Genomic DNA, 18,471 nt, shown 5'->3' with positions numbered 1-18,471 from the left:
TATCTCTTATCCGTTACTGCTTGGTCTTAAATTCATTCATCAGTTCGATAAAGTGATCGAACAGCGGGGCGGCATCGTGTGGGCCTGGGCTCGCTTCTGGGTGTCCCTGGAACGAGAACGCCGGTTTATCGGTGCGATGAATGCCCTGCAACGAGCCATCAAACAAGCTCTTGTGGGTCGCACGCAGGTTGGCAGGCAAGGTCGCTTCTTCTACCGCGAAACCGTGGTTCTGGGCGGTGATCATCACGCGCTTGCTGTCGATATCTTCCACCGGATGGTTGCCGCCATGGTGGCCGAACTTCATCTTGATGGTCTGAGCGCCAGAGGCCAGAGCCAACAGCTGGTGACCCAAACAGATGCCGAATAGCGGCATTTCGGTTTCCAGAATTTCGCTGATCGCTTGGATGGCGTAGTCACATGGGGCTGGATCGCCTGGGCCGTTAGACAGGAACACGCCATCAGGCTGCATCGCCAGCACTTCAGAGGCTGGGGTTTGCGCCGGTACTACGGTAACGTCACAGCCACGGTCAACCAGCATGCGCAGAATGTTCTGTTTTACGCCGTAGTCGTAGGCCACTACTTTGTATTTCAACTCTTCGCTTGGGGTATCGGATGGCAGACCGCCAACCAGTTTCCAGCTGCCCTGACGCCACTGGTATGGCGCAGACACGGTCACTTCTTTGGCCAAGTCCATGCCTTTTAGGCCTGGGAACGCTTTGGCTGCTGCCAACGCTTTTTCAACGTTGTCTTCGCCAGCGATGATGGCACCCTCTTGTGCGCCTTTCTCGCGCAGGATGCGAGTCAGCTTGCGGGTGTCGATGTCGGCAATGCCAACCACACCGTGGGCTTTTAGGTAGTCAGATAGGGATTGTTCATTACGGAAGTTAGAAGCCAGAACTGGCAGATCGCGGATCACCAAACCTTTGGCGTGAATGGCGTCGGATTCAACGTCTTCAGCGTTGGTGCCGGTGTTACCGATGTGTGGGTAGGTCAGGGTAACAATCTGTTGTGAGTATGATGGATCGGTCAGGATCTCTTGGTAGCCCGTCATGGAAGTGTTAAAAACGACCTCTCCGGCCGCTAAACCCGTGGCACCTATGGATTTACCACGAAAAACAGTTCCATCCTGGAGCACTAATAGGGCAGTATTTTTCAACTTGACCTCCACCATTTGATTTTATAAGATTTTGGTTTTCCTGCAAAAAAGCAGTAGGGTAACTGGCAAAAATTGAATTTTTGACAAATTCCGCGAACTATACCAGCGAAGACCCTGTTTGCCTACCTATTCCCTCACAAATAACGCCATATTTTAGTGACTTCTCTGTTCTCAGAGAAAAACACTGCGGTTTGGGCACAAAAAAGCACGCGCTTCGGCGTGCTTGATTGAATACTACTTAAATCCCAGTACCTGCTGCATGTCGTACAGTCCTGCGGGCTTGTCCGCTAGCCACTGCGCCGCACGCACTGCGCCGTTGGCGAAGGTCATCCGACTGGAAGCTTTGTGGGTGATCTCTAACCGTTCGCCAATATCAGCAAACAGCACGGTGTGATCGCCAACCACATCACCAGCGCGAGTGGTAGCAAAGCCGATGGTTTGGCGGTCGCGTTCACCCCCCATCCCTTCACGACCATAAACCGCACACTGCTTTAGATCGCGACCTAGGGTATTGGCAATCACCTCGCCCAATTTAACCGCGGTGCCCGATGGCGCGTCTTTCTTAAAGCGGTGGTGGGTCTCTTGAATTTCAATGTCGCACTGCTCGCCCATCACCTGGGCGGTCAATTCCAGCAGTTTCATCATTAGGTTAACGCCCACCGACATATTCGGCGCGAACACCATCGGCACCGTTGCCGCGTAGTCGGCTAACTGCGCTTGTTGCTCTAGCGTTAGGCCGGTGGTGCCGATCACCATCGATTTATTCAGCTCGCCGCAGTGTTTGGCAAACGCAAGGGTCGATTCTGGCGAGGTAAAGTCGATCAGCAGGTCAAAGTCATTGGCTACCGCAGTGATATCGTCACTCAGCGCCACACCGGCACGGCCAGCGCCAATCAACTCACCGGCATCCACACCAACCAAGGATGAGCCGCTGCGCTCAATCGCGGCGCCCAACACCAATTGCGGCGCCGCCAGCACCGCTTCAATCAAAGTACGTCCCATGCGGCCACTGGCGCCGGCGATGGCAACTCGAAGTTCTGTCACGTTCACTCCTTTGAGCAAATCAATCAATTTGCCGCACTATAATACCAATTCGCCTAAATATCTGATCATTATTGCTGGTTTAAATCGTCTCACTCGGCGTTACTCAACTTACTGGTAGAGCCACTAGCAGCGGCGTTGAGTGCCTTGATTGAGACGATTTCTCCTGCGCACTAGATAGGCCATTTACTTAGGCGACTTGGTATACCCGTTCATTTGGGCACAAAAAAGGGAAGCCAAGCTTCCCTTATTGTTCGGTAATCAATGGGATTACAGGATTTCCAGCAGTTCTACTTCGAACACCAGTGCGGCGTATGGAGGAATTGCACCGCCAGCGCCTTGCTCGCCGTAAGCCAGGTTGTGTGGGATGTACAGCTTAACCTTGGTGCCAACAGGCATGGTTTGCAGGGCTTCAGTCCAACCGGCGATTACGCCGCCTACTGGGAAGTCAGCTGGCTGACCACGGTCAACAGAGGAATCAAATACGCGACCGTCGGTGAAAGTACCGTGGTAGTGACAACGTACGGTAGATTCGCGAGTTGGCTTTTCGCCTTCGCCTTGCTTCAGTACTTCGATCTGCAGACCAGATTCGGTAACGGTTACTTCGTCACGCTTGGCGTTTTCAGCCAGGAACGCTTCGCCTTCAGCCGCAGCCGCTTTGGCTTTTTCTGCCGCTTCTGCGCGCATGCGCTCAGAGATAACTTGGAAAGCTTGTTGCAGTTCCATCTCTGGTACTGCGGACTCAACGCCATTCAGTGCGTCAGCCAGACCAGCTTGTACTGCAGCGATATCAACGCCTTCGAAGCTCTGGCTTGCCAGTTGCTCGCCCATCTGACGGCCAACGCCGTAGCTTACTTTCTGTTCTACAGACTCAAAAGTCATTTTGATTTCCATTATTAGTGGCATGAAAGGCCTGCAGTCTATCACCGATGCTGGCCAACCACATCGGCAATTGGTTGTTATTGCTGACGCTTGCTGGAAAGACAGCTTCAAAAAAGCGGCAACACCTAGGTGCTGCCGCTGACCTTCAAGGGCACCAGCCCCGATGGAGTGAAGGATAAGTTACCGAGGTTAGGCAAGCCGCTAACTTACGCCGACACAGCCTATCCTTCGGTTAAAATTGGTAATCCAGCTTTACCCAGAAGTTACGACCGGGTTCGTTAACGCGAACCGTGCGCTCATTACCCTCGAGCAGATCGTTACCCGCTCCGGCTTTACTTACGTGTTCGGCATAAGCGCGGTCAAACAGGTTGTCGATGCCGAAACTTAAACGAGTTTGGTCGCTGTGGCTCCAAGCACCATTCACCGACACCACCCCAAAGCCGGCGGTTGCACCGAAGTCTTGACCGACGATATTGCCCTGCCCCTCAGCCACCCGATCTTGGTTATCCACCAGCCGCCACAAACCACCGAATGACCAAGTACCGTTGTCGTAATTCAGCGCCAAACGCCCTTCAAGAGGTGAGATTTGACCTAATGGGATATTAGCAGTGTCGTTTTCACCACGGGTGTAAGCCACGCTGGAAATCAGGCTCCAGTACTCGGCAAACTCATATTTGGCCGCCACTTCACCGCCAAACAAGGTTGCATCGATGTTTGAAGCTTGCAGTTTGCTTATCTCTGGCGTGGGATCGACGTCTTTAATCAAGATGTAATCTTGAATATCGGCATAGAACAGCGATACATCGAGCTGCACTGGCCCGTGGTACAACCAACCGATATCCAACTGATTGGTTTTTTCGGTGTCCAGATCCAGTTTTTGTGGCGACTTGGATGCTTCCCAGTAATCGGCAAGCCGCTCAGAGCGGCCAACCCCAGCGTACCAAGTGCTGTTGTTATGCTCATATTGGTAACGGACAAAACCACTGTACAAAGTATCGCTGCGCTCGGTCTGGTCTTGGTTGTTTTGCCATGTGCCTAGCAGTTCCGTATCCCAAAAATCGGCTCTGATCCCGCTGAACAAGGTCGCTTGCCCCAAAGCGTGTTCCGCTTCGACAAATATCCCAGTATTAGTTTGGCCAAAGACATCTTTAAACGGCGCAGCCAACAATTGATCTAACGAAGCACCGTTACGCATATCTTGCACGGTGTCTAAGTGATCCACGCCAACGGTCATCAACACATTGCCCAGTTCCAGTTCGCCCCACAGGTGGCCACCAAAGCTGGTACGACGGGGGTTAGCCCCTAATGCGTCGTTACCCGGCTTATCAAACTGATCCATGATGTGGTCGTTTTCATTCCAGTAGCCTTGGAATTCAACGCTGCGCCAGATGTCATGGTCCAATACGGTTTTCGCCAGTAGCGACCAGTTCTCGTTGTCGATGGTGCGAGCTTTATTAGCACGATCGGCGTATTCGGCGCTGCCACTGGATTTGCCGTAGCTTAGCTCTACCACGCTGTCATCGGTTGGAGTCCAGCCAATGGCGGTATTTAAGTTTTCACGGTCGTATTTCGACTGCATCTGTTTGCCATCACCGTCTTCAAAGTGATCGCTTTCAGAGCCATTCAGATCCAAGCTCCAGTAGTGGTTCTCATCGCCCACTTTTAGTTCGCTGACGTAATCAAAACGGCCAAAACTGCCCGCCATAATACTGGCGCGTCCTTCCACGGTTTGCTGATCAAAGCCGTAGCGATCCCGTTCAAACAGCACCGTACCAGCGCTGCCCACCGGGCCGTATTTCACCGTTTGCGGGCCTTTAATTACGGTCACTTGCTCGTAAGTTTCTGGGGCAATGTAGTTAGTTGGTGGATCCATCCGGCCGCCACAGGTACCAGCCAAATGTTGACCATCGTTGATCACCGCCACCCGCGAACCTGCCATACCGCGCAGGCTGATGTCACCGCCAGAACCGCCTTTGCGAGTGATGGTAAAGCCCGGAATGGTTTTCAAATAGCCGGAACCATCAAAGGTTGGGATCGGCTGCCGTGGCTGTTTGGGATCGGTAATAACGGTCAGCGCTTCATCGGCCAACTCGGCCACTACCACGATATGATCGTCGCATTGTTGCTCGCCGCAATCGGCATTGGCGAATGCCATCGGCGCCCACAACGCTAAGTGAACAGCAACGGCGAGGGAAAGTGGTTGAATCGATTTCATGGCAACGTCCTAACAGGCCAATCTTGAACTGGCGCCATTGTGTTGCCGCAGGCCAACGCCACCAATGACAAATCAGCAAACTGCGACAATCGGTCGCAGGCAGTCGTGATCCGCCCGACAAATCCATCGCCCGTGATTGCATCGGCAGCGAAAAAATCTAGGGTATCGAGTTAATCAGCCCATTGCGGCCATCGCTATTTACCCTGAGTCACTTATGCGCGCCTTTATCGATTCCCTCTGGCATTACACCGAGCGGTTGCTGCCACTGCAAAAACTGTTGTTGTGCCGCTCAATTTGGTTGCTGCTGTTTTGGGGCTACTTCGCCAGTGAAGGGGCGATGGGGACGCCTTATCAGTTTCTTGCCAGTTCGGTCTCTATTTTGCTGCTGGCATCGCTGTTTCACGTCACTAGCATGCTGTTGCTGTACCGCCAGAAACGCCCCAGCGTGTTCGCCCAAGCGCTACAGATAAGTGCCGAACTTATTATCATGACCGCCCTGCTGGCAGTGAATGGCGGCGCCACCAACGCCTTTGTCTCGGCCCTAATCTTACCGGTGGTGTTTGCTGGGGTTAGCCTCTCTACCCGCTACATCGTCGCCTTCACCACGGCAGCGATGATCGCCTATAGCTGGCTGATTTGGCAGATGCCAAAAATGATGGTGATGCACGAAATGGACATGACCGAACACTACCACGGCATGTGGGTCAGCTTCCTGCTTTCGGTGGTGGTGATTGCGTTGGTGGTGGGCACCATGGCCAAGATGATCGCCAAACGAGAACGCGCCATCGCCTTGCAGCGTGAAGCCCAACTGCGTCAAGAGCAGCTGCTGGCGCTTGGAACCGCATCAGCGCAAGTCACTCATAACGTCGCGACCCCATTGGCCACCATGCAGATGTTGTACGAGGAGTTAGCCGAGATGCACCCGACCGATCCAGCGGTGGCGGATCTGGCCGAGCCATTGGCCCAGTGCCGCCAGCATCTGGATTACTTCCGTCAATTAGCGGTGGAGATCCGCGAAGGTCAGATCCGCTGGCAACACTGCAAACCGCTGCTGACACAGCTGCAAGAGGCGGTGCTGCTGCATTTCCCCGATCAAAAGTTGCGCTGCGATAACGGCACCGACGGTGAAGTCAAAGCCGACGGCATGTTACTGCCCGCGCTGCTGAATTTGGTACAAAACGCCGTTGCCGCTAATCACCGTACCGGCAACAATCAACTGCAACTCAGCGTCACCACCGATTCGGATCGCTTAGTGCTGTCGCTGCGAGATTTTGGCGATGGCATTGCCCACGACCGCTTACAAGAGCTTGGCGGTGAGTTGCTGGCCAGTACCGAGGGATTGGGGATCGCGGTGCTGCTATCCAATACCACGCTGGAACGCTTAGGTGGCTCGCTCAAATTAAGTAACCACCCACAGCAAGGGGCAATCGCCACCGTGACGCTGCCCTACCGTGCATCTGTCGGCGCTTAACAATGATGAAGTTACTGATTATCGAGGACGATATCGCCTTTGCCAGCGCTCTTGCGCGGCGGATGACCCGCCATGGCTTTGAGTGCCACTGCATTCATCAGGCGGATCTGGCACTGGCCAGCGCCCGCCAATGGCAACCGAGCCATATCCTGTTGGATCTGAAATTAAATCACGATAGTGGCCTAGATCTGGTTACGCCACTGCGCAGCGCCCTGCCAACGGTCAAATTGGTGCTGCTGACCGGCTTTGCCAGCATCGCCTCGGCGGTGGAAGCGATGCGCCGTGGTGCCGACGATTATTTGTCTAAACCGGCCGATACCCAAGCGCTACTGAAGGCGTTAACCGGCCAAGGGCACAACAATGACGCGCTACTGCTGGACACCATGTCGCCAGAGCGGTTGGAGTGGGAGCATTTAAATCAAGTATTGGCCGCCAACGAAGGCAACGTCTCCGCCACCGCTCGGCAACTGAACATGCATCGTCGCACCCTGCAACGCAAACTGCAGAAAAAGCCGGTTGCCAGCACCGCTTAAAAAGATATTTCGATAAACCTTGAAAAGTCATCTGGGCATCTACATTTAAGCGACATGTTAATGTTCACCCTGTAGGTGCCAACCATGCTTCCACTTGCCACCAACTCTGCCGTACAAGACGCCATTGAATGGAGTCTGCTTAACGGCATGGCACTGAAAACCGCCGCCCACAGTGCCCAGCACTGCGCCTTTAGCTTGGCGCCAACCATCATCGAGCGTGATCGCTTTGAACTGCTTAAATCGACGGTACCGCTGCTGGGTAAACTGATCCACGGCGTTTCCGAAGATCATCCGTTTTTGCAGCAAGCGATCACCCCGCTGATCGACGGCGATCCGTTTTTTGCCAGTCTGGCGGCACTGCACGACGAGATCCATTTCGAGGGCAACGAGGCGCCACGACTGCCGATGCTGCTGATGCGCACCGACTTTATGGATGACGCCAAGCATGGCCCGAAACTGATTGAATTTAATGGCATTGCCGCTGGTATGGGGCCATTTGGGCAGCGCGCCCATCAACTGCACGATTTTGTTCAACGGCAGTGGCCCGCGGCCTTTAGACAGTGGTCGGAAGTCGACAATCTGGAGTTAGTGCCAAACCACGCCATCGAACACCTGGCCAAAGGCATCGCTGGTGCCGCCCACAGCGTTCGCGCCCAAGCCGGAGAAACTGGCCAACCGCTGTTTATCATGGTGGTGCAGCCGGATGAAGATAACGTCTACGATCAGCACCTGCTGGAGCAAGCGCTGCAAGCCGAAGGGGTGCGTACCGTGCGCCGCAGTTTCCGCCAATTGCATGACCAATTGGCCTCTGGTGACAATCAACGTTTGCTGCTGCAAGGACTCGGCGGCGTCGATGCCATCTATCTGCGTGCCGGTTATCAGCACTGCGACTACATGGCGGCGGATCTCGATGGTGGTCACTGCTGTTCGTTGCTCGGCAAAGTGCGTGTGATGATGGAACAGCACCGCGTCGCCATCAACGCCACCGTCAGCCAACAACTGGCCACCAGCAAACGGGTGCAGATGTTGCTATCAACCATGAGCGCAGAGGAACTTACCCAGTTCGGCGTCAGCCTAGATGAAGCGCAGCGGATCAAACCGTTTTTAGGCGAGATGCGACCGCTGGATAACAGCTCCGCCAACTGGTTTGCCAGCCAAGATAGCCACGATTGGGTGTTAAAAAACCAAGGTGAAGGCGGCGGCCACTGCGTGTTTGGCGACGATATCCTGCCAAAACTTAAGCAGATCCAACCGCACCAGTACTCGGCATGGTCGCTGATGCGCCGCTTACACCCGCATCATCGCCAAAGTCCGGCGCTGATTGTCCGCCAAGGCGAAGCGCAGCAAGTGGATGATCTGATAAGCGAAATTGGCATGTTTACCCTGCACCTTGATGGCCATTCCCTAACCAGCGAACTGGGCTACGCCGGTTACCTTATTCGCAGCAAACCGGCCTCCGTTTCTGAAGGCGGCGTCCACAGCGGCCAAGGCGCGGTCGATTCATTGGCGTACGCCAAATAAGCCCGCAAACAACAACGGCGGCACATCAGAATGTGCCGCCGTTGTGCTTGATGCTCCGCGGCGAGCCGCGCGGTGTCGATAATCCTTAAAAGCCGTTTGGAAAGGTATCGATGTACAGGGCTTCAACCTTGTCGCGTGCCCACTGAGTACGGCGCAGAAACTTCAGTGACGACTTCACCGACGGATTGCTGTGAAAACAGTTAATGCGGATCTCACGATCAAGGTATTCCCAGCCGTAGTGCTCTACCAGACGGGTCACCACCATCTCTAAGGTCACCCCATGTAACGGGTTGTTCGGTTGCTGCTGAGTCATGAATACCTCAAGAAAATGGCTGTCATTCAGAAAATTTGGCGGAGTTTAGCAGAAAAGCCACTGGGGCTTAATGGCTGAGTCATCACTTGCTGGCCACTGCGGCGGGCTACACCAGCGTTGGCAGCGATAACATTGAAATTAGTATTCTCTGCGACGCCCTGTTCGGCGCTAATATCGAAAAATAAGCAAAACAAAATCTGGGTATAAACATGATCGACCACGTCACAATTTCCGTCAGTGACTTAGAGCGAAGCCGCAAGTTCTATGAAGCCGCTTTTGCTCCATTAGGCTACAAAGTTGCCTTTGGTGAACCGGGTAAGTTTTGGGCATTTGACCTCGGCAAGGGATTCCTATTCGAGATCTGCAGCGCCAAGACAACCGGGCCGTTAACCAGCTTTCATATTGCTTTCAGGGTAGCGAACCAACAAAAAGTGCGGGAGTTTTATGATGCGGCCATTTTAGCCGGAGCCCGAGATAATGGAGCGCCAGGACCGCGACCGCACTATACCGAAAACTATTACGCTTGCTTTGTTCATGATCCCGATGGCCATAACATTGAAGCGGTTTTTGATATTTGGAAATAAGCTGTCTGCAATCGGTCTTGATAGCACGACAATCCCCAAATTCATCGCAATAATGATACCGACAAAAAAGCCAGCGGACTCAACCGCTGGCCTAGTGTGATACGAGTTTTAGTCAAACAAGGCTAACGGTTCATTTCTCTGGCATTGGCAGGATTTCAAACATGCCATCAAAATCATCCAAGCAGTTTGCTAATTGGCCAATCAGTTCGCTATTGCCGCTGAGTTTGGCTTTACCCGATTGAACCAGCTCATCCAGTGTGACTTGCCCCAGCACCATGGCCGTCATATCCACCTTATTAAGTTGCAGCGTCACGTCGGTCTTTGGCGGCTCGGCAACTTCAATATTGGCCATATTTGAGTTGGAAACCTCGCCAAAGTAGCGCTCGTTTAAGTCGGGATGGTAGATACCAAAGTTAAAGTCTAACCCGGCTTGTTCCGCTTTTTCAGCATTCAGCCGTACCGCCAAGAAATCTAAAAACATACCGGTTGGGGTGTTAGCTATCACGTCTGGCGAGGCAAGCTTGATAGAAGGCTGGATCTCGCCAGTTCTAAGCTCTACCGCCCCCTGCAGGTACGAGTTGCGCCACGCCATGGTCTCTGACTGATAACCTTGCTGTTCAAAGCTGTCCGCTAAAGCAAAGCGGTAATCGATATTGCTTGGCTGACACTGAACCAGATCATTAAACAGCTGCGATGCCTGTTGGTATTCGCCGTTATTAAAGTGCGCTTGGCCGGCTTTAAATAAGGTATCGGCCCCGGCTGCCTCGACATAAACACAAGACTTCTCTTTGGTTTGCAGCGGATTGGTATTCACTGGATTCATATCATGGTAGCCCAAGTAGAGGTTTACTACTGCCCGCGCATTATGACTGTACGAGCCGTGATAACCGTTGGTGTGCCAAGTATCTTGCTGCGCTTGCGGCACGATTTTTTCAATCTCGCGGCCGACATCGTGGATGGTGACCCCGTGATTGGCTAGACGCATCGCTTGGTTATGGATAAAGCCATAATTGTCCCGCTGCAGCGTCATATAATCCGAGATTTCATTGCTTGGGGTAGTCGCATCATTCCAGACCGGAGCCGAGTGCGCCGCATGAATGTTGTCCACTAAACCGCTGTCGACATAACGCAATTTCAGCTCGGTTAGGTACTTGGTCCACACCAAGGCATCACGGACTTTGGCGCCGCGGAAGGTGTAGATATTGTGCATGCCGTCATAGGTTAATTCCGCGGTATTCAATGAGCGATACTCGGGAATATAAAGTACGATTTCCGCCGGGGCTTCAGCGCCGGGCATATTGATGGCGTGAAATTCCAAACCATCAATGGTGATCACCTTTTCGCGGGACTCAATCTCCTCTGTTGGCGCAACCAAGGTTACTTTCCCCCGGGAGGTGCCCAGACCAAGCGCATTATCGACAATCCCCTGAGTATTGTTATCTAGGGTGGTGCCATATTGATAGTTGGCTCGACGACCCATGGCCGCCCCAGCAATCACGTTTTCATCCGCCAGCTCTTTAATGAAGTCGTTAGGGGCATAAATTGGGGCGCCATCAATCAGATCACCCGATTCCACAATCCCGCGGGAGCCACCAAAGTGATCCGCATGCATGTGCGAATAGATGATGCCGGTGATCTTATGCTCGCCATTGATCTTAGGCAGATGCAGTTTGGCAAACTGCCATGATGCGGCCGCCGCTTCTTTGGAAAGCAGCGGATCGTGAATAACGTAGCCGTTGTTGGTGCGGTAGATGGTCATGTTCGAGATGTCAGCGCCGCGGATTTGATACACGCCATCGGCCACCTGATATAAACCGCCGGCGGCGTAGTTAAGCATCCCTTGACGCCAGATAGAGGGATTCACCGATGCCGGCAGCTCATCCACACTCATCTGCGCCATGTATTCAAATCGATTTTTCAGCTCGCCAGCGTCATGGCTACCAAACTCGGCAATTAGCCCTTTGTTGGTGCGTTCAAAAGCAGTGACATCCTGCCACGGCAGTTGTTGTGCCAAGGCCGCATTGGCATCTTGGGTATGCTGAGTTGCAGGCTTGCCTTGGTAGCTTTCTAAACTGGCGTAGTCTGCTGATGCTGCAAAGGAAACTATTAGTGCAAGGGTAATCGCTGATGGTGCAATAGATCTTTTCATAGTAAGCCTCTTGGTAGCTAGATATTGAACATGGGCTCACTTTATTGGCTTGACACATCGAGATACATGCACAAAACTTTATTTAAAACATCATAAATGGTGATGTGTTAAGGGTAAGGTTGTGCGGTTATCTAATATCGATCTTAACTTGCTGCGGGTCTTTATCGCCGTTTATCAGCACAGTTCTATTACCATCGCGGCAGAGACTTTGGGCTTAACTCAACCCGGCGTCAGTGGCGTGCTTAAGCGGCTGCAGCAGCAATTGGGCGTGCAGCTTTTTGTTCGCAGTGGCCGAGGAATAGAGGCCACTCATCAAGCTCACGAGTTAGCTCGCCAGATTGAGCCCGCACTTAATCAAATTCGCAATGCATTGGAAGGGATCGACGGCTTCTCTAACGCTAATTCGCGCCGCTTTGTGGTGTATGCCTGTGAGCCGGTGATGTTGATGCTGCTGCCAAAGATTGAAGCCGATAACACCTTAGGCAATGTCGAAATTGAGCTGCAACCAACGCTGACCAGCGAGATAGAGCTGATCAACAGCCTGAACCAACAACAGGCCGATTTGGCCATCGACTTCGCCAACTATTCCGCCCCCTCATTCTTTTCTGAGTTTTTACTGAATGATGAGATCTGCCTGATTGCGCGCAAAGGCCATCCAAGGATCAGTAACTCACTCTCCACTAAGCAGTTTTATAGTGAAAAGCACGTCACCTTAAAACTCCGTCGTGAAGACGAATATTTAGCGGATTATTTTACCGAAGAGCCAATATCGGAGCGTCAAATCGCCGCGGAATGTGACTCTTTGGTGTCACAGCTGACGATGATATCCAACAGCAATTGTGTCGCGACCACAGTCAAAAGCATTGCCGACCAGTTTGCCCAGCAATTGGGGCTACAAGTGTTCGATGCCCCCTTTACCGACTTGCCCATCAAATATCGCCTACTAACCCATAACCGCATGAAACACAGCCCCGCCAACATCTGGCTAAGAAACAAACTTAGGTCCTACTTTGCCAACGATTGATTGGCAGTGTAGTGGTCTATCGACAACGTTTTACTTGACCGACTAGCACAGAAAGATGGATGTCTATTTAACAAAAACGGGCATCGATTGATGCCCGTTGCTCATTTCCTTCAGCCCTTATCAGCGGACGATATCTTGCACCTGAGAACGATCGAGGTGACGGACGTCTTTGCCTTTGACGTAGTAGATGATGTATTCGCAGATGTTTTTGCAGCGATCGCCAACCCGCTCTAGCGCGCGCACTGCCCACAGCACTTCGAGGATATTCGGGATCGAGCGTGGATCTTCCATCATAAAGGTCATTAACTGGCGCACCACCCCTTCGTAAGCTTCATCCAGGCGCACGTCCTCTTCGTGGATCTGCATCGCCGCTTCAACATCCATCCGCGCAAACGCATCCAACACGTTGTGCAGCATCCGTTGGGCGTGACGGCCCATGCTGTCGATGCTGGTCATCATGGTGCGGTTGCGGCTCGGTTCGTTATGCAGCTGCGTCACCAAACGGGCAATGCGTTCGGCACTGTCGCCGATCCGTTCCAGCTCGGTCACCGCTTTGGAGATCGCCAGCACCAGCCGTAAGTCGGACGCTGCCGGTTGTCGTTTGGCGATGATCCGAGTGCACTCTTCGTCGATGTAAACCTCCATCGAATTAACCCGGCGGTCGCGTTCGATGATCTGCTCCGCTTCGGCTTTATTGCTGCGGGCCAGCGCGTCGAGCGCGTCGGTCAGCTGTTGCTCGACCAGTCCGCCCATCGCCATCACGTTGTTGCGGATCTCCTCCAGTTCAGCATTGAACTGACCGGAGATGTGTTTGCCAATATTCAGGTGTTCCATAAGGTACTCGCTCACAGCTGGGCTACGCGCCCTAGCCCATCCGTCCGGTAATGTAATCTTCAGTGCTTTTTTGCGCTGGGGTAGTGAACAGGGTGTTGGTATCACTGTACTCCTCCAGCTTGCCCATATACATAAAGGCGGTGTTGTCGGACACCCGCGCCGCCTGTTGCATATTGTGGGTCACGATCACCACGGTGTAGTCGCGCTTAAGGCCAGTGATCAGCTCTTCAATCACTAGGGTCGATAGCGGATCCAGTGCCGAGGTCGGTTCATCCAGCAGCAGCACCTGCGGTTCAATGGCGATAGCACGAGCAATAACCAAACGCTGCTGCTGACCGCCAGAGAGACCAAAGGCGTTATCGCTAAGCCGATCTTTCACTTCATCCCACAACGCCGCCGCTTTAAGACCTTTTTCAACCGCTTCATCGAGACGACGGCGGTCGTTAACCCCTTGCAGACGAAGGCCATAAACCACGTTTTCATAGATCGACTTAGGAAATGGATTGGGTCGTTGGAATACCATCCCCACCTGCCGCCGAAGCGCGGCGACATCCACTTTACGTTGATAGATGTCGTTGCCTTCCAGCAGGATTTGGCCATCGATATGGCAATCGTCAATCAGATCGTTCATCCGATTTAAGCAGCGCAGCAAGGTCGATTTACCACAGCCACTGGGGCCGATAAAAGCGGTGATCTGATTGCGCGGGATCTTCATAGTGATGCCATCAAGTACGGTCTTTTTGCCGTAGCGCAGCGACAAGTCATGGATCGAAAACGCCGCTTGCTCATCCGGCAAATCGGCTAAGTCCAAGCGGTTATTGCTAAACAGATCGCGATCGAGAGTAAGCATGATAATTCTCTGTTAACTGTCGAGGTGACGATAACGACGACGCAGATGATTACGTACGCCGATGGCGGTCATATTAAGGCCGACAATCACCGTCACCAACAACATCGAGGTGGCGTACACCAACGGTCGCGCCGCTTCGACATTGGGGCTTTGAAAGCCAACGTCATAGATGTGAAAACCAAGGTGCATAAACTTGCGCTCTAGGTGGATGAAGGGAAAGTTACCATCCACCGGCAGTTGCGGTGCCAACTTAACCACCCCCACCAACATCAGCGGTGCCACCTCGCCTGCAGCGCGCGCAACCGCCAAAATCAGGCCGGTCATGATTGCTGGACTGGCCATCGGTAGCACCAAACGCCACAAGGTTTCCGCTTTGGTGGCGCCGAGCGCTAGGCTGCCATGGCGTACCGAATTGGGAATGCGCGCTAACCCCTCTTCGGTGGAGACAATCACCACCGGCAAGGTCAAAATCGCCAGCGTCAGCGCCGACCACAACACCCCAGGGGTACCAAAGGTTGGATTGGGCAGCGCTTCAGAATAAAACAAACTGTCGATGCTGCCACCAAGCACATAGACAAAGAAGCCAAGGCCAAACACCCCATAAACAATCGACGGCACCCCAGCAAGGTTGATCACCGCGATACGAATAAAGCGAGTAAGCCATCCCTTACCGGCATATTCATGCAGGTACACCGCCGCCAACACCCCAAAGGGCATCACTACCACCGCCATCAACAACACCATAAACACGGTGCCAAAGATCGCCGGGAACACCCCGCCCTCGGTATTGGCTTCGCGCGGTTCAGCGCTGACAAACTCAACCACGTTGCCGCCCCAATGCTTAAGCTTGTCAGTAAAACTCATGGCATTGGGGAAGTGAATTTGCACTACATCGGCCAAGTTAATTCGTACTAACTCGCCGCGCATGTCGCGTACCAACAGATGGTCACGACTGGCTTGGCTACGCAGCTTAAACAGCTTGCTTTCTTGCTGTTGGTACTGCTGCTCAAGGGCTTTAAATTGCCGTTCCAGTTGGCGCTGCTGTTCGCTGTCCGGCTCGCCTAAGCGCGCCAGTCGCAGTTGCTCCAACTGGTAATTGAGGCTGCCGATCTCATGGCGCTGCATCGCTTCGGCTTTACCAACCAGTTCATTGGCATAAGCAACCGCTTTCGGTAGCCACTGGCCGATAAAATCATCCTGATAGCGACTGCCGTTGTATTGCAACTGGACAATTTCGCCATAGAAGTTGCCGTTTTGACGCCGTTCTATCACCGCCAATGAGGTCGGTGCGGCCTCCGATAGCACCTGCGGCTGCCACACCCAACGAAAATCCAGTGGCACGTATTCGCGGTTGCCAGTTTTCACCAAGAAACGTTCGACAACATCGCCATCCACCGCGAAGTTAATGCCCGCTTCGGTCACCGTTTCCAATGGCACTTGCTCGCGATCGTAGCGCTCACCAATCAGGGTGCTGATGGCACCGTTATCGTCTTGCAGTTGCCACTGATACACCGGCGCTGGCCAAAAGTAGCTAAGGCCCCGCCAGCCAATTAGACACAGCAAACCCAGCACCGCCAGCAGCGCTAAGCTGACTCCGCCGCTGGTTAACCACACCCAAGGGCTGCCTGATTTAATCCAACTTCTCATGCCCTGCCCCTACAGATTGGCGTACTTGTCACGCAGTCGCTGACGTACCAGTTCGGCGATGGTGTTAATCACAAAGGTGAACACAAACAGCACCAAAGCGGTTAAGAACAGCAGTCGATAGTGGCTGCTGCCCAGCGCCGATTCTGGCATCTCGATGGCAATGTTGGCGGCCAAGGTGCGCATCCCTTCAAACAGGTTCCACTTCATGATGGCGGTGTTGCCGGTAGCCATCAGCACAATCATGGTTTCGCCGACTGCACGGCCAAAGCCCATCATGGTGGCGGAGAAGATCCCAGGGCTGGCGGTTAACAGCACCACCCGCGTTAAGGTCTGCCACTGGGTCGCCCCCAGTGCCAAGGAACCGTTAACCAGATGCCGTGGCACCGAATAGATCGCATCTTCGGCAATCGAAAAGATCGTTGGTACCACCGCAAAGCCCATCGCCAGCCCCACCACCAAGGCGTTGCGCTGGTCAAAATCGATGCCCAATTGATTGGTAACAAAAGCGCGACCATCGCCGCCCAACAGTGTCTGCTCAATCACAGGGCTTATCGCCAAACAGCCCCAGCCAACCAGCAGCAGCAATGGCAGTAGCAGCAGTTCGCGGTAGTTAAGCAGCGGCAGCTGTTGAATACGTTCTGGCAAACGGCGCCACCCCAGCGCCACCAGCAAGATGGTGATCGGCATCAGCAACAGCAGTAGCAACACCCCAGCGAGGTGAGTCTCCACTATCGGGGCTAACCACAGCCCGGCTAAAAAGCCCAAAATCACCGTCGGCAGCGCTTCCATGATTTCGATGGTGGGTTTAACCACCCCGCGCACTTTGGCGGTCATGAAATAGGCGGTGTAGATCGCCCCTGAAATCGCAATCGGTACCGCAAACAGCATCGCGTACAGCGCCGCTTTAATGGTGCCAAACAGCAGTGGCATCAAGCTTAATTTGGCTTCAAAGTCTTCCGAACCCGAGGTCGACTGCCACACGTACGCCGGTTCTGGGTAACCTTCATACCAGACCTTGTCCCACAAGGCGCTGAACGAAATCTCTGGGTGGGGGTTATCCACTGCAAATAGGTTGATGGTTTGCCCCTGATCGAGCATCAGCCCAGTACCCGCCGGCGAAAATGCCATGGCGTTGATTGGGGTATTGAACTGCTCTGTCAACAGTTGCCGCTCGGACGTGGTGTACAGCAACTGCAGTGCCCCAGCGTTATCTGCCACCGCCACGGTTTTGCGGAAATATTCGGTGGCGATCGCCGTTGCCGCGAACGGCAACTCAAACTGACGAATTTGCTGGTACAGGCGGCCATGGTCACTGCGCACCGCAAACCATTGGCTGAGTTGTGCAGAGGCGCTTTGCAGCAGCAATGAACTGCCGCCAGGCAACAGCTGAATATCGGCAGTTGCTTGGTTGGTTGTGAGGATCTGCAATCGTGCAACGTTGTCAATGTCGGCCATCTGCCAGACGCTGACGCGGCCACTGGCTAGCACAAACATCTGCCGCTGATCCGGTGTCAATAACACCTTGTCTAGCTGCGGTGGCAACTGCGGTAACGCCCGATCGACGCGCTGCCACTGGCGAGTTTCGGCAATAAAATCGACATCGGCGTAGTAGCGGGTTAAGTGCCAACCAAGGGCACTGTCTTGCCAGACCACCGTGATCTGTTGGTCGTTAACTTCCAGCGCCAACTGAGTGATCGGCTGACGCTGCTTATCCAGTTGCATTTGGCTGCCATCAAGCTGCGGCGTCAAGCGCGGAGCAATGGTGCGCACGCCATCGCTGTAGTCGACGATAAACTCCGGTCGCAGCAGTTGCAGATAGCCATCACTAAAGCCAAATCCCAGCCAACTTTGTTGCGGATTACTGGCGGCAAAAGCGCTGATTTTGGCATCAGCACGGCTGACAAGGCGGGTTTGGTGGGCACCGCTTAGGTGATAAAACTCGACCACGCCATCGGCGCTAACGCGATAACCGTATTGGTTCGATTCATCCATCCCCAGATGCACCGTTGGCGCCAAAGAAAGGTACGGGCTAGACAGGGTTGGAGTAATACTGGCGCGGCTAAACAGTGGGGCCACCACCGTCAGCAGGTAGAAGAAGATCAGTAACAGAGCCACCAGCACCAGTGAACCACCGGCAGAGATAGCGATACGCGCGATGCGGTCTTTGGCTAACCGCTTACGACTGCTACGCATCAGATCGGAGTTCACGCTGCTACTCATCTCAAAATAAAAATGGATGCCACTATATGTC

The 18,471-nt window shown here is 53.5% G+C and carries 15 protein-coding genes; 5 read left to right on the top strand and 10 right to left on the bottom strand.

Translation table 11 applies throughout. From position 1 onward, the window contains the following. Positions 1 to 13: 13 nt before the first annotated feature. From carA to G506_RS0100175, 4 genes are all read right to left on the bottom strand, one after another. Positions 14 to 1,168, bottom strand: coding sequence for a glutamine-hydrolyzing carbamoyl-phosphate synthase small subunit (gene carA, locus G506_RS0100190; protein ID WP_028115112.1), 1,155 nt, complete (start codon positions 1,166 to 1,168; stop codon positions 14 to 16). 222 nt (positions 1,169 to 1,390) lie between these two features. Further along, positions 1,391 to 2,200 (bottom strand): 4-hydroxy-tetrahydrodipicolinate reductase, encoded by an 810-nt coding sequence (gene dapB / locus G506_RS0100185; protein WP_028115111.1) that lies wholly within the window; start codon positions 2,198 to 2,200, stop codon positions 1,391 to 1,393. Positions 2,201 to 2,467: 267 nt separating this feature from the next. Further along, entirely contained in the window at positions 2,468 to 3,079 is a 612-nt protein-coding gene (locus G506_RS0100180; RefSeq protein ID WP_035386921.1) for a BamJ family beta-barrel-assembly machinery protein, read from the bottom strand. Positions 3,080 to 3,311: 232 nt separating this feature from the next. Then, complete coding sequence (locus G506_RS0100175) at positions 3,312 to 5,294, bottom strand: TonB-dependent copper receptor (RefSeq protein WP_028115109.1); 1,983 nt, start codon at positions 5,292 to 5,294, stop codon at positions 3,312 to 3,314. A 214-nt stretch (positions 5,295 to 5,508) separates the two neighbouring features. Here G506_RS0100175 and G506_RS18255 point away from each other — a divergent pair, with 214 nt between their 5' ends. The 3 genes from G506_RS18255 to G506_RS0100160 all read left to right on the top strand — a co-directional run bounded on the left by G506_RS18255 (position 5,509) and on the right by G506_RS0100160 (position 8,819). Then, entirely contained in the window at positions 5,509 to 6,765 is a 1,257-nt protein-coding gene (locus G506_RS18255) for a sensor histidine kinase (protein WP_051201772.1), read from the top strand. A gap of 2 nt (positions 6,766 to 6,767) precedes the next feature. Then, complete coding sequence (locus G506_RS0100165) at positions 6,768 to 7,298, top strand: response regulator transcription factor (protein WP_028115108.1); 531 nt, start codon at positions 6,768 to 6,770, stop codon at positions 7,296 to 7,298. 84 nt (positions 7,299 to 7,382) lie between these two features. Further along, positions 7,383 to 8,819: a glutathione synthase gene (locus G506_RS0100160; protein ID WP_028115107.1), complete on the top strand. Its 1,437-nt coding sequence runs from the start codon at positions 7,383 to 7,385 to the stop codon at positions 8,817 to 8,819. A gap of 85 nt (positions 8,820 to 8,904) precedes the next feature. Here G506_RS0100160 and G506_RS0100155 read toward each other — a convergent pair whose 3' ends face one another. Continuing rightward, positions 8,905 to 9,132: a VF530 family protein gene (locus G506_RS0100155; RefSeq protein ID WP_028115106.1), complete on the bottom strand. Its 228-nt coding sequence runs from the start codon at positions 9,130 to 9,132 to the stop codon at positions 8,905 to 8,907. A gap of 209 nt (positions 9,133 to 9,341) precedes the next feature. On the opposite strand from G506_RS0100155, the gene G506_RS0100145 reads away from it, so the two are divergent. Further along, positions 9,342 to 9,716, top strand: a complete 375-nt coding sequence (locus G506_RS0100145; RefSeq protein WP_028115104.1) for a VOC family protein — start codon at positions 9,342 to 9,344, stop codon at positions 9,714 to 9,716. A gap of 130 nt (positions 9,717 to 9,846) precedes the next feature. Here G506_RS0100145 and G506_RS0100140 read toward each other — a convergent pair whose 3' ends face one another. Beyond that, the gene (locus G506_RS0100140; protein ID WP_028115103.1) at positions 9,847 to 11,865 is read right to left on the bottom strand and encodes an alkyl/aryl-sulfatase; all 2,019 of its coding nucleotides are present in this window, start codon (positions 11,863 to 11,865) and stop codon (positions 9,847 to 9,849) included. A 121-nt stretch (positions 11,866 to 11,986) separates the two neighbouring features. Between G506_RS0100140 and G506_RS0100135 the strand changes: the two genes are divergently transcribed. Continuing rightward, positions 11,987 to 12,889 (top strand): LysR family transcriptional regulator, encoded by a 903-nt coding sequence (locus G506_RS0100135; protein WP_028115102.1) that lies wholly within the window; start codon positions 11,987 to 11,989, stop codon positions 12,887 to 12,889. A 120-nt stretch (positions 12,890 to 13,009) separates the two neighbouring features. Here the strand turns inward: G506_RS0100135 and phoU are convergent, their stop codons facing one another. The 4 genes from phoU to G506_RS0100115 are packed head-to-tail and all read right to left on the bottom strand — an operon-like array spanning position 13,010 to position 18,440. Then, positions 13,010 to 13,723 carry a phosphate signaling complex protein PhoU gene (phoU, locus tag G506_RS0100130; protein WP_028115101.1) on the bottom strand — a complete coding sequence of 238 codons (714 nt, stop codon included), beginning with the start codon at positions 13,721 to 13,723 and terminating at the stop codon, positions 13,010 to 13,012. A 31-nt stretch (positions 13,724 to 13,754) separates the two neighbouring features. Then, a complete protein-coding gene (pstB, locus tag G506_RS0100125) occupies positions 13,755 to 14,573 on the bottom strand; it encodes a phosphate ABC transporter ATP-binding protein PstB (protein WP_028115100.1) in 819 nt (272 codons plus the stop codon). Between the two features lie 12 nt (positions 14,574 to 14,585). Beyond that, positions 14,586 to 16,220 carry a phosphate ABC transporter permease PstA gene (pstA, locus tag G506_RS0100120; RefSeq protein WP_028115099.1) on the bottom strand — a complete coding sequence of 545 codons (1,635 nt, stop codon included), beginning with the start codon at positions 16,218 to 16,220 and terminating at the stop codon, positions 14,586 to 14,588. Positions 16,221 to 16,229: 9 nt separating this feature from the next. After that, the gene (locus G506_RS0100115) at positions 16,230 to 18,440 is read right to left on the bottom strand and encodes an ABC transporter permease subunit (protein WP_028115098.1); all 2,211 of its coding nucleotides are present in this window, start codon (positions 18,438 to 18,440) and stop codon (positions 16,230 to 16,232) included. Positions 18,441 to 18,471 lie beyond the last annotated feature (31 nt).

The sequence above is a fragment of the Ferrimonas senticii DSM 18821 genome (genome assembly GCF_000422665.1).
Taxonomy (GTDB): Bacteria; Pseudomonadota; Gammaproteobacteria; order Enterobacterales; family Shewanellaceae; genus Ferrimonas; species Ferrimonas senticii.
The sequence above is the reverse complement of the archived record's forward strand: the minus strand, read 5'-3'. Positions and strand labels throughout refer to the sequence as shown.

Coding starts and splice junctions, on each gene's coding strand:
- pstA (WP_028115099.1), bottom strand. CDS start 16,220: ATGAGAAGTTGGATTAAATCAGGCAGCCCTTGGGTGTGGTTAACCAGC.
- pstB (WP_028115100.1), bottom strand. CDS start 14,573: ATGCTTACTCTCGATCGCGATCTGTTTAGCAATAACCGCTTGGACTTA.
- G506_RS0100145 (WP_028115104.1), top strand. CDS start 9,342: ATGATCGACCACGTCACAATTTCCGTCAGTGACTTAGAGCGAAGCCGC.
- G506_RS0100155 (WP_028115106.1), bottom strand. CDS start 9,132: ATGACTCAGCAGCAACCGAACAACCCGTTACATGGGGTGACCTTAGAG.
- G506_RS18255 (WP_051201772.1), top strand. CDS start 5,509: ATGCGCGCCTTTATCGATTCCCTCTGGCATTACACCGAGCGGTTGCTG.
- G506_RS0100140 (WP_028115103.1), bottom strand. CDS start 11,865: ATGAAAAGATCTATTGCACCATCAGCGATTACCCTTGCACTAATAGTT.
- G506_RS0100180 (WP_035386921.1), bottom strand. CDS start 3,079: ATGACTTTTGAGTCTGTAGAACAGAAAGTAAGCTACGGCGTTGGCCGT.
- G506_RS0100115 (WP_028115098.1), bottom strand. CDS start 18,440: ATGAGTAGCAGCGTGAACTCCGATCTGATGCGTAGCAGTCGTAAGCGG.
- G506_RS0100175 (WP_028115109.1), bottom strand. CDS start 5,294: ATGAAATCGATTCAACCACTTTCCCTCGCCGTTGCTGTTCACTTAGCG.
- G506_RS0100165 (WP_028115108.1), top strand. CDS start 6,768: ATGATGAAGTTACTGATTATCGAGGACGATATCGCCTTTGCCAGCGCT.
- phoU (WP_028115101.1), bottom strand. CDS start 13,723: ATGGAACACCTGAATATTGGCAAACACATCTCCGGTCAGTTCAATGCT.
- G506_RS0100160 (WP_028115107.1), top strand. CDS start 7,383: ATGCTTCCACTTGCCACCAACTCTGCCGTACAAGACGCCATTGAATGG.